Genomic DNA, 11,717 nt, shown 5'->3' with positions numbered 1-11,717 from the left:
GCTTGACCCCAAACCTTCCTAAAGCCTGGCCGATATAGCTAACAGGCGCACAAAGACTCCTTCGAACAGTGACGCCGGGCTGAACCCGTTTACGGGCCAGTGATTACGGCAAGGACGCTCGCAGTTACCTCATTCGAGAGTCCTCCTATGTCTTTGCGTAACCTGAATATCGCCCCGCGTGCCTTTCTCAGTTTTGCTTTTATCGCCTTGTTGGTGATTTTGCTCGGCGTGTTTGCCGCCAACCGCATGACGACCATTCGCCAGGCGTCTGTCGACATGCAGACCAACCAACTGCCTAGCGTCGGTTACCTGGGCGTCGTTACGGAAAACGTCCTGCGCTTGCGCATCCTCTCGTTCCGGATTCTGGTCAACCGCGATCCGGCGGGTTTGCAGGAAGCGCAGACCCGCATCGGTGTGTTGGTCGACAAGGTGCGCAGCGCGCAAGCCAGCTACGCCGCACTGCCTGCTGGCGGCGAAGAGCTTGCGCAATACCGGGCGTTTGCCGCGACGCTCGACAGTTATCTGCAAGCGCAAAACCAGATGATGGAGTTGTCGCGACAGGACAAGGTCGATGAGATGCGTACGCTGATCAATACGCGGATCAAGGACGGCACTGACCAGATGGGCGAGCAGCTCAACAAACTGATCGCAATCAATGCTGCCGATGCGAAGAGCGCCTCCCAGGAAGCGGGTGAACATTACGACAGCGCCATCACCGGGATCATCGTCGTCTCGGTGGTGGCTGCGCTGGCCACGGTTTTGCTGGCCCTGCTGCTGACGCGCAGCATTGTCACCCCGCTGAACCGCGCAGTCGCCGCCGCGCAAACCATTGCTGGCGGCAACCTGAGCAAAACCATCGAGGTCGACGGCAAGGATGAACCGGCGCGCCTGCTCGAAGCCCTGGCGAGCATGCAAGTAAACCTGCGCAAGACCATCGAACAGATTGCCGGCTCCGCCACGCAACTGGGCGCCGCGGCCGAAGAACTCAGCGCCGTCACCGAAGAAGCGTCGCGTGGCCTGCAACAACAAAACAATGAAATCGAGCAAGCCGCCACTGCCGTCAATGAGATGACCGCGGCAGTGGAAGAAGTCGCGCGTAATGCGGTGTCGACGTCTGAAGCGTCGAACCAGTCGACCCAGGCCGCTCGTGAAGGTCGCGATCAAGTGGTGAAAACCGTCGACGCGATCCAGACCATGACCCACGACGTGCAGAACACCGCGCAGATGATCGAAGGCCTGGCCACGCAAGGTCGCGACATCGGCAAAGTGCTCGACGTGATCCGTGCCATCGCCGAACAGACCAACCTGCTGGCGCTCAACGCGGCCATCGAAGCGGCTCGTGCCGGTGAGGCCGGACGCGGTTTTGCCGTGGTCGCGGACGAAGTGCGCGCACTGGCCCATCGCACCGCGCAGTCGACTCAGGAAATCGAAAAAATGGTCGCCGGCATCCAGAACGGCACCGGCGAAGCGGTTTCGTCGATGCAACAGAGCAACCAGCGCACTCAGTCGACCCTGGAAATGGCCCGCGCGGCCGGCGTCGCGCTGGAGCAGATTACCCAGTCGATCCATCAGATCAACGAGCGCAATCTGGTCATCGCCAGCGCCTCGGAAGAGCAGGCGCAAGTCTCGCGCGAGGTCGACCGCAACCTGGTCAACATTCGCGATCTGGCCACGCAATCGGCCGCCGGGGCCAACCAGACCAGCGCTGCGACGCATGAACTGTCGCGCCTTGCGGTGGATTTGAACGCCATGGTGGCGCGTTTTGTGATTTGAGATAGGGTGAAGGCTGGAGACCGCGCAATCAGGAGACGTAAATGCGCTATTCAGCCTTGACCCAACGAATCGCCGGGGAAGGAGCAGCGGCCTGGCAGATTCACGACCGAGCGCTGGAGTTGCGCGCCGAGGGTGTCGATATCCTGCTGCTGAGCGTGGGCGACCCGGATTTTGATACGCCACTGCCGATCGTTCATGGCGCCATCGACAGCCTGTTGGCGGGCGATACCCATTACTCCGAAGTCCGTGGCCGACTGGCGCTGCGCAAGTTGATTGCCGAACGGCATCGGCGACGCAGTGGTCAGGCGGTCGAGGCCGACCATGTGATTGTCATGCCCGGCGCGCAGTGCGCGGTGTATTCGGTGGCGCAATGCCTGCTGGATCCGGGCGATGAAGTGATTGTCGCCGAACCGATGTATGTCACCTATGAAGGTGTGTTTGGCGCTTGCGGGGCCACGGTGGTGCCGGTGCCGGTAAAACCGGAAAACGGCTTTCGGGTCGACCCTGCCGATGTTGCCGCGCGCATCACGCCGAAGACCCGCGCCATGCTGCTCAACAGCCCCAACAATCCCTCCGGCGCGAGCCTGTCACTGCTGATCTGGCAGGAACTGGCGGCGCTGTGCATTCGGCATGACCTGTGGCTGATCAGCGATGAGGTCTACAGCGACCTGCTCTACGAAGGCGAACATATCAGCCCGGCGAGTTTGCCGGGCATGGCCGAGCGTACGGCGACGATTAACAGCCTGTCGAAATCCCACGCCATGACCGGCTGGCGTATCGGCTGGATGATTGGGCCGAAGCCGTTGGCCGAACACTTGGTGAATCTGTCATTGAGCATGCTGTTTGGCCTGCCGGACTTTGTCCAGAAAGCTGCGGAGACTGCGCTGAAGTCTGACCTGCCGGAGGTCACGCAGATGCGCGAAGAGTATCGTTTGCGTCGGGATCTGGTGTGCGAGCGTTTGCAGGGTTGTCCGGGGTTGTATCCGATTCGTCCCGATGGCGGCATGTTTGTCATGGTCGATGTGCGCCAGACCGGGCTCGGCGCCCAAGCATTTGCTGAGCGGTTGCTGGAGGGCTATGGCGTGTCGGTGCTGGCCGGTGAAGCGTTCGGGCCGAGCGCGGCGGGGCATATTCGTCTTGGGCTGGTGGTCGACCGGGTGAAACTGGCCGATGCCTGTGCGCGGATTGCCTTGTGCGCGGCGCAGCTTTTACAAGCGCGCAGTGCCTGATGGATCTGCATTGTCTGTACCGGCCCAATCGCGAGCAAGCTTTGCTCCTACACAAAAGGCATGCGTCGCACCTGTAGGAGCAAAGCTTGCTCGCGAAGACGGCGGCGAAAACGCTACAAATCTCAGCTCCGCCAGACAGATGGATTCACCAGATTCGCAGGCTTCTCTCCCTTCAGCGCGGCCATCAGATTCTCCACTGCACAGCGCGCCATCGCCTCACGGGTCTCATGCGTCGCCGAGCCCATGTGCGGCGTCGCCACAACGTTATCAAGCTGCAACAACGGCGACGCCTGATCCAGTGGTTCACGTTCGAACACATCCAGCCCCGCCGCGCGAATTTGCTTATTGCGCAAGGCATCGATCAGCGCCGCCTCATCAATCACCTTGCCCCGCGAGATATTGATGAAGATGGTTTCCGGGCGCATCAATGCAAACTGCTCGGCACCGATCAAACCTTCGGTCTGCGCCGTCAGCGGCAAGGTCAGGCAAATGAAATCGGCCTGTTTGAGCAAATCTTCGAGGCTGCGGTACTGCGCATCGAATCGCTCCTCGACTGCCGGTTTACGCGACTGGCTGTGATAGAGCACCGGCATGCCAAAGCCGAAATGACCACGCTGGGCCAACGCTTCGCCAATGCGGCCCATGCCGATGATCCCCAGCGTCTTGCCGTGTACATCGGTACCGAAATGCGCAGGCCCGATGTTGCGGTTCCATTGACCGTTGCGCACCATGTTGGCCAGTTCCACCACGCGCCGCGCGGCTGCGAGGATCAGGGCGAAACCGGTGTCGGCGGTGGTTTCGGTGAGCACGTCCGGGGTATTGGTCAGGACGACTTTGCGTCGAGTCAGGTAGTCGATGTCGTAGTTGTCGACGCCCACCGAAACGCTGGCAATCGCCTGCAGTTGCGGCGCGAGATCCAGCAACGCCGCATCGAGTTTCAAACTGGCACCGAGCAGACCGTGGGCGCGGGGCAGGGCGTCGCGCAGTTGCATCAGGCCGTCGGCGTCGAGGCTTTCGATCAGTGTTACCTCGCACTGTTCTTGCAGGCGCGCCATCAGCGCTGGCGAGAGTTTCTTGTACAATACGACGTGTTTTTTCATGGCAAAAGTCTCTTCAGGAATGGGCCGGTACGCGGCGCGCAGTCACGGCTTTGGCCACCACGCGATCACTCGCGCCGGGCTTGAGGAAAATCGTCAGCACCACCGACAGCAACAACGCGCCGCTCATCAGCAGATACGAAGCGCCGGGCGAACCGGTGGAGCTGTTCAGATAACCGACCAGATACGAGCCGCCGAACGAACCGAGCGCGCCCATGCTGTTGATCAGCGCCATCGCGCCGCCGGCGACGTTGGCCGGGAGAATCTCCGGAACGATCGCAAAGAACGGCCCGTACGGCGCGTACATGCAGGCGCCGGCAATCACCAGCAGCGTGTATGACCACCAGAAATGTTCAGCGCCCAGCGCGTACGAACCGTAGAAAGCGATCGAAGCGATCAACAGCGGCGGCCAGACGAAGCGTTTGCGTTTTTGCAGTTTGTCCGAGCCCCACGACACGGCGAGCATGCCGATCACCGCCGCCAGATACGGCAGCGCCGACAGCCAGCCGGCCTCGATCATGTCCATTTGTGCGCCGGCCTTGAGAATCGATGGCAGCCACAACACAAAGCCATAGACGCCAATGCTCCAGCAGAAAAACTGCAACGCCAGAATGATCACCTTCGGCGAACGGAACGCTTCGGCGTAGTTTTTCACGGCTTTGATACCGACCTGCTCGGCCGTCAGGGCACTTTCCAGATCGTGCTTTTCCTGTTGGCTGAGCCACTTGGCCTCGGACGGACGATCATCGGCCAGTTTCCACCAGATAAACGCCCAGAGCACCGCCGGCAAGCCTTCGATGATGAACATCCAGCGCCAGCTGAAATGCTGTACCAGATAACCCGAGACCACCGACATCCACAGCATCGTTACCGGGTTGCCGAGGATCAGAAAGGTGTTCGCGCGTGAGCGTTCGGCACGGGTGAACCAGTGGCACAGGTACACCAGCATCGCCGGCATCACCGCCGCTTCGACCACGCCGAGCATGAATCGGATGACGATCAGCCAGTAGGCGTTAGAAACCACACCGGTCAACGTGGCGAGCGCGCCCCAGAGGATCAGGCTGACGAAAATCAGCTTTTTCACGCTGTGTTTTTGCGCGTAGATCGCGCCCGGCACTTGAAAGAAGAAGTAGCCGAGGAAGAACAGCGCACCGAGTAATGAGGACAGCCCCGGCGTGATCATCAGGTCGGCGGCCATGCCCGATGCAGCGGCGAAGCCGTAGTTGGCGCGATCGAGATACGCCAGGCTGTAAGTGATGAACACGATCGGCATGATGTACCACCAGCGACGGCTGGCCAGGTTTGCGGTTGTCATGGTCTTGCTCCTGAGCTTGTTGTTTTTGTCGCAGCAGGTAACGGTTCAAACTGTGTTGCGAGTCAAAGGACGCCTTCGCGAGCAAGCTCTGCTCCTACAAAGGCGAGCGCACGGCTTACCCTTGCAGGAGCAAAGCTTGCTCGCGATTAGCAGTTTCGAATTCAACGGATAATTCAAGGCGCGTCGGCAGGCCTTCCATATCCCCGCGACTCTGCACCGCGCGACTGCCAATCCAGTTCGCTCGCTGCACCGCCTCGGCAAAACTCTGTCGTTCCAGCAGGGCACTGATCATCCCAACGGCAAAGCCATCACCGGCACCGACCGTATCGACGACGTGGGCCACCGGCACGCCGGCAACAAAACCCTGCGCCAGCTGCGTGCGGTAATAGGCGCCTTGCGGGCCTAGCTTGATCGCCACGGCTTCCGCGCCTTGATCGAGATAAAACGCCGCAATGTCGGCCGGGTCGTCGAAGCCGGTGAGCAAGCGACCTTCGCTCAGCCCCGGCAGCACCCAGTGGGCGAGGGCGGCGAGCCGGTTGATCTCGGTGATCATCTCGCGCTCGCTGGCCCACAGGCTCGGGCGCAGATTGGGGTCGAACGAGACGCTGCGTCCGGCGTTGCGCATGCGGCTCATCAATTCAAAGGACATCTCCCGCGCCGAGGCTGACAGTGCCGGAGGAATACCGGTGGCGTGCAGGTGCCGGGCGCTGAGTAATTGTGCGGTGATCGACTGCGGCGAAAGATGGCTGGCCGCCGAGCCGCGACGGAAATACTCGACCTGCGGGTCGCTGCCATCGTCACTGCGAGACTTGAACTGGAAACCGGTCGGGTGGGCGCTGTCGACCTCGACATGAGCGCAATCCAGACCTTCTTTTGTCAGCGTTTCGACAACGAAACGCCCGAGCGTGTCTTGACCGACCCGGCTCAGCCAGGTGACGTTGAAGCCCAGGCGTGACAGGCCAATGGCAACGTTGCTGTCGGCGCCGGCGATGCGCTTGTGAAATTGCTCGACTGCCGCCAGGTCACCCGTTTGCTCGGCGACGAACATCGCCATGGTTTCGCCGAACGAGAGAATATCGATCTCAGACATGAGCAGGCTCCAGACGCGATTGGCCGAGGTGGGCGAGGGCGGCGACGTGTTCGCGGGTCAACTCGACCAGATCATCGCCCTGCAACGGATATTCCGCCGCGCGCATAACGCCTTGGGCCATGTGCCGCAGCAGTTGTTCCCACAAATGCAGATCGCTGACGGCGGGCGGCACGGCGACCAGCTTGCCGTCAGCGCGCCGCGCCACGGCTTTGCAATGCACGTAGCCGACATATCGGCCGAGCAGGCGTGCGGCGCTGGCGGCGGACTGGTCCTGCCACTGCCAGTTGCCGATGTCGAAGGTCATTTTGATCGGCAGGTTGTGTTGCTCGACGGCGGCAAAAAAACGCTGGAACGGTTCGATGCGTCCGCCGTGCAAGGTCTGATCGTTTTCCACCAGCAATTGCACTGGGCTGTGTTGCAGGCGCTCAGCCAAGGCCTGCAGATCATTGTTGTCGGTGAAATAACCGAGCGACACCTTCAGCCATTTCGAGCCGAATGCTTCGGCTTGTTGCAGGGCAGTGATCAACTCGGGATTGGGTCGCGCCTGACCTGCGAGCCACAGTTCGGTCGGTGACGAATAGATGCTTTGCAGGCCATGGAATTGGCTGGCCTCAGCCAGTTGCGCAGGCTCTTCGCGCGTCAGCAGTTCCTCGCGCCATTCGATGCGATTCGCCCCGGCGCTCGCCAGCACTTCGATGAAAGAGCCTTGACCGCGCTGGCGAACCAGGTCGGCGCCGTAGCTGGACAGGCTGATGGAAACGTCGGGTTTATTCATTGTTATTGACCTCTGAAACCGGTTTCATTTTTGTTCAAAAAAATATGGGATGTTTCCGCGGTGTTTTTTCGTGCCTCATCGCTGGCTTGCCAGCTCTCACCGGTTGAGGGGTGTACAACACTTTTGTGTATGACCCGCAAACGGTGGGAGCTGGCTTGCCAGCGATAGCGTCAGTTCAACCACCACCGCCTCCAAGGGTCGACCCACGCTCAATCAACAGCGGCGCAAAATCCAGCACCCGCGTCGCGTCGACATCCCCACGCAAACGCCTGAGCAAACAGTCAAACGCGCGTGCACCAATCTCTTGCGTCGGCTGCGCCAGCGCGGTAATCCCGCTGCCCACCAATGGATACCAATCGAGATCATCCAGGGCAATCAGCCCGACATCCTCGAACAACCGGCAACCAATCTCGCGCAACGCCTGTGTCGCGGCCAACGCCGCCACGCCGTTGGTGCAGAACAACGCTTTTGGTCCGGCTGCCGGCGCGTTGAGGAAGTTTTGCAGATGCGCGCCCAGATCATCACTGGTTTCCAGCACGGTCCCGGTCAATCGTGAACGTTGGGCTGTCTGCGCCTGAAAACTGCTGACCCGCTCGATCCGCGAACTGGTGCCGTCATACGGCTCAGTCACCAACAACACGTGGCGATAGCCGCGTTGTTCAAGGTGCGTCAACGCCATCTCAACGGCTTGTGGGTTGTTCAGTCCGACCATGTCGCTGTCGAGGCCATCGACCTTGCGATCGACCAGCACCAGCGGCATTTCGCGGTGCAACTCATGCAGTTCGTCACGGTGATGGCCGAGCGTGTTCACGATCAGCCCTTCGATGTTGTACGAGCGCAGCAGCGCCAGATGCTGACGTTCCTGCTCGTCATCGCGGTCGGTGTTGCACACCACCAGGCTATAGCCGTGCGCACGGCAAGCGGTTTCCACCCCGTGCATCACGGCAATTGAATAAGGATTACGGATATCGGCCACCAGCATGCCGATCAGGCGCGTACGCCCGCGTTTCAAGCCGCGCGCCATCTGGTTGGGGCGATAGCCGAGTTCGGCAATTGCCTGCTCGATGCGCAGGGCGATGGCATCGGAGAGCAGGGCACGGTCGTCGCCGATAAAGCGCGACACGCTGGCCTTGGACACGCCGGCGCGTTCGGCGACGTCAAGCATGGTCACGCGGCTGCGTTGGGCGGCGGAGAAGTCGTTCATGGCATTGGTTTTCTTGTTGTTGGAATTCGCATCGGGTTTCGCTGAAACCGGTTTCAGGAGACACCAAACGCCTCACTTTCGTCAAGGCGCGTTTGTCCGCGCGAGCAGGAGAATTTTTTGTATCCCGACGAGCGGTAGTCGTACCTGTCAGATCTGACAGTAGGCATGAGCAGTGGCTAAGCGCCTAATCCGTCTAGGAACAGCGAGAAACCTAGCCCCGGTTTCTGAATCACGAGCGTAAATCCAATGGCCGAAAAAAAGTTGGCGAATTCAGGCATAGGCGTATATGCGTTACCGCTAACAGTTGAAGGTATTGATGACGCTGATATTGAGGGACGCGTACCGCTGAATATTCTGCGTGATGGCACTCGCATTGCTATTCCGTACTGGCCAAGCCCGTTCATGAATGATGAACTTTGGATATCGCTTCTTCAAAACGGCAAAGAAACACGTCTATACGAGGCGTTTATTAGTCCGCCACAACGTCCTGTGCTGTATTTCAATTTGACACCTGAGCACTTGGCAACTGATGGCATTGCCTTTCTGTACTACCAGATCTGGAAGGCGGCGGGAGGGAACGATGATTCCTCACCGCAAAAAACACTGACAATCGATCACACGCGACCTGTAGTCCTGACGGATGCAACATTTCCGCATGCCACGTTATGGGGATATTTAAACAACAAAACAATTCCCCCGCTGACATCCGGAGCGACCGTTGCAATTCCTGCTTCAAAAGAGATGGCAAAAGCCGGCGATGTTGCCAAAGTTTATTGGCAAGGCTATGCCAGTTTCAACGGAAGCGGTCCTCCGGTTGCTGGTACATATTTTGAGTCGGAAAAAATATTGCAGCAGCAGGATGTCGATCGTGGCTATAGAGCGGTTGTTCCATTTGATCCATATGTAAGGTTGCTTGTTGATAATGATTCGGCACTCGTCCGTTGGCAGTTGTTTAGAGGCGCCAGATTACTTGGCGAGTCGAAAGAAAATTTGGTGAAAGTAGACAGAGTAACACCTGGCGAAAGCGGCCCTTTTGGCCTGAGTACACAAGGAGAGATGAAAATGGCACTGCAGACGATACCTAAGAAACAAAGGGATCTATCTATTGGCGTTAGTGGCATTGGCGTTAGTGGTATTGGCGTTAGTGACGCTGGCCCTTTTTCGGCGATCACCATAGATACACTGACTGAAGGCTTCATCGCAAAAAGTGTTTGGGATAGCGGGTTCCTGACGTTCTTCTTTGAGCGAACGCCTGATGAGCTTGATGGTGATGATTTTGATTTCTCGTCCGGTGTAAAAGGTGAAGCTTTAGTCGACTATGGGAGAACGTTTGCCTTGGGTCCAATTGCTGGTAGACCACCGACCCGTATTGCATTCACTGTACCCTCAAGTCTGTTTCCAGAACAACCTACCCCCTTGGCTCCGACGATTTATACGGCGCAGATCAAACTTTATAAAGGCGGTGGCGGTAACGAGGAGGCTTCGAATATCGTAGAGTTTGTAATCGACCAGACTGCACCATTCAATCTAAAAAACCCTCGACGGGATGTAAGGCCGAATCCGGCGCCTGTTTTTGTCAATAGACCAGCAGACGCGCAAGTGACGGTCAACGAAGCCTGGAGAGCACTGCCCGCTAACGCAAATGTGAATATCACGATGAACGTTGGTTATGCCCTGCGCCGTCTGGATGATCATCTGCGTGTCTGGCTAGTGTCTGGCACCCAAAGAATTCAGGTCTGGGACGCTCCCGTCCCTGCCACCGGTGCAATTTCGTTCGCCAATACAGTATTCAGTCAACTACCGAACGGGCGCGTCAATGTTGAATTTGACTGGAGAGACTTGCCAGGTAATCAAAGCCTGATGTCCGTACCCACCGCATTTTTAACCCTGGCACTCGCACAGAGACCGCTGCTCAACAAAGCGCCTCTTGTGCCAAAAACCGATCCCAACTACAGCACCGCAATTTTTCTGGACGATTTTGCCGCAGGCATTTCCGCGATTGTTCAAAATGCGTTTATCGAACACGCGGAGGTGGGCGACCAAATCCACGTGACTATCGAGGATTCGGGGGACGTGACCAACTTTGTCGATCTCCCTCCACAGCCTTGGGCTAATGCGGATCTGACGTTTCCTCTTTTGTACGCAGATCTTGCGAAAGTATTCGCTGATGCCACCGAGCCAAAAAATGTCACGATCAGATCTACAATTACCCGAGCGGGATTGACCCCCGACGTTCAATCACCAGACGCTACTTTCACATTGGCACTGGACTATGCCGGCCCAACGAATCCAAATCTTCCGGATTTGGTAAACCGGGAAATGCAGCTCCCTGTTGTCACTGGCGCTTCTAAAACATCGAACAGTTTATTGCCCGGGGATCGCAATCAACCTGGTACCTTCGAGGTGGTGTTTGGGCTAACGGATCCGGAAATTACGCCGGAGCAGACAGCAAAATGCTACATAAACAACATTTTGATTGCCGAGTATGTTCCATTTACAAATGAGAATAAGTTTACAGTCAATTTTCCGGCAAGTGTGAGTGCCGCCCTGCCTACCCCGCAAACTAACGCGCATTGGACGATTCAAAAGTCTGGCTCGAACAAAAACGTTATGTCGTCCCTGCCGCAAATCGTCCTGGTGGGTGGCGTTCCCATTCCCCTGCCTTTGCCGACAATTAGAATCCGTAACCCTGCCAACCGTGATTTCATCGAGTGCTTCGGGATGATCAGCCCCACCAGTGGTTATATTCTGGGGTTGCAAATTCCCAAAGACCGGCTCCTGCCGCCGGGTAAAACCATCACAGCGCATTTTGCTGCCTACCGCGACTTGGCGGGCACTCAGTTAATTACTGGTACAGAGAGCTCGCAGGATTACGTTATCAAGACAGCCGACTTGCCAGATGTTGCGCCAGTTGGCAGTCCAGCGGTTTTCAAAACGGCGCAACCGGCACGAGGTGCAATTGCCTTTGGGAAGTACTGGTATACAACCGATATTAATGGTCAGCAGACCTCCGCACCTGTCATTAAACCGTTGGATACTATTAGTAATAGTTTCAATTACTGTGATCTGGCAGTCGCGCCTGTCACGGCTCCTTGATTGAACTGATTGGCCTGACTATCGCGGGGGAGATTGAAGATCTCCTTCGCGATCTTGTTAACGATGAGAAAAGATTTTATATGAGGGTGATTACGTAAGTTGGAGATAATTCGCCACGCTTAAAGGACTTTTCCTACA

Annotated in this window: 8 protein-coding genes; 3 read left to right on the top strand and 5 right to left on the bottom strand. The window is 57.8% G+C overall.

All coding sequences use genetic code 11. The annotated features are described in order from the left end of the window. Window positions 1-147: 147 nt before the first annotated feature. Window positions 148-1,773: a methyl-accepting chemotaxis protein gene (locus JFT81_RS02170; RefSeq protein ID WP_201225930.1), complete on the top strand. Its 1,626-nt coding sequence runs from the start codon at window positions 148-150 to the stop codon at window positions 1,771-1,773. Window positions 1,774-1,814: 41 nt separating this feature from the next. Continuing rightward, on the top strand, window positions 1,815-3,002 hold the full coding sequence (locus JFT81_RS02165; RefSeq protein ID WP_201225929.1) for an aminotransferase class I/II-fold pyridoxal phosphate-dependent enzyme: 1,188 nt from the start codon (window positions 1,815-1,817) through the stop codon (window positions 3,000-3,002). A gap of 122 nt (window positions 3,003-3,124) precedes the next feature. Here the strand turns inward: JFT81_RS02165 and JFT81_RS02160 are convergent, their stop codons facing one another. The 5 genes from JFT81_RS02160 to JFT81_RS02140 all read right to left on the bottom strand — a co-directional run bounded on the left by JFT81_RS02160 (window position 3,125) and on the right by JFT81_RS02140 (window position 8,483). Further along, entirely contained in the window at window positions 3,125-4,102 is a 978-nt protein-coding gene (locus JFT81_RS02160) for a D-glycerate dehydrogenase (RefSeq protein ID WP_201225928.1), read from the bottom strand. A 13-nt stretch (window positions 4,103-4,115) separates the two neighbouring features. Then, a complete protein-coding gene (locus JFT81_RS02155) occupies window positions 4,116-5,414 on the bottom strand; it encodes an MFS transporter (RefSeq protein ID WP_201225927.1) in 1,299 nt (432 codons plus the stop codon). A gap of 115 nt (window positions 5,415-5,529) precedes the next feature. After that, a complete protein-coding gene (locus JFT81_RS02150; RefSeq protein ID WP_201225926.1) occupies window positions 5,530-6,504 on the bottom strand; it encodes a sugar kinase in 975 nt (324 codons plus the stop codon). After that, the gene (locus tag JFT81_RS02145) at window positions 6,497-7,279 is read right to left on the bottom strand and encodes a TIM barrel protein (protein WP_201225925.1); all 783 of its coding nucleotides are present in this window, start codon (window positions 7,277-7,279) and stop codon (window positions 6,497-6,499) included. Before JFT81_RS02145 ends, JFT81_RS02150 begins: the two co-directional genes overlap by 8 nt. A 175-nt stretch (window positions 7,280-7,454) precedes the next feature. Then, on the bottom strand, window positions 7,455-8,483 hold the full coding sequence (locus tag JFT81_RS02140) for a LacI family DNA-binding transcriptional regulator (protein ID WP_201225924.1): 1,029 nt from the start codon (window positions 8,481-8,483) through the stop codon (window positions 7,455-7,457). Window positions 8,484-8,729: 246 nt separating this feature from the next. On the opposite strand from JFT81_RS02140, the gene JFT81_RS02135 reads away from it, so the two are divergent. Then, a complete protein-coding gene (locus JFT81_RS02135) occupies window positions 8,730-11,579 on the top strand; it encodes a hypothetical protein (protein WP_201225923.1) in 2,850 nt (949 codons plus the stop codon). The last annotated feature ends 138 nt before the right edge of the window (window positions 11,580-11,717 follow it).

It is taken from the genome of Pseudomonas sp. TH43 (genome assembly GCF_016650635.1).
Lineage (GTDB): Bacteria > Pseudomonadota > Gammaproteobacteria > Pseudomonadales > Pseudomonadaceae > Aquipseudomonas.
The sequence above is the reverse complement of the archived record's forward strand: the minus strand, read 5'-3'. Positions and strand labels throughout refer to the sequence as shown.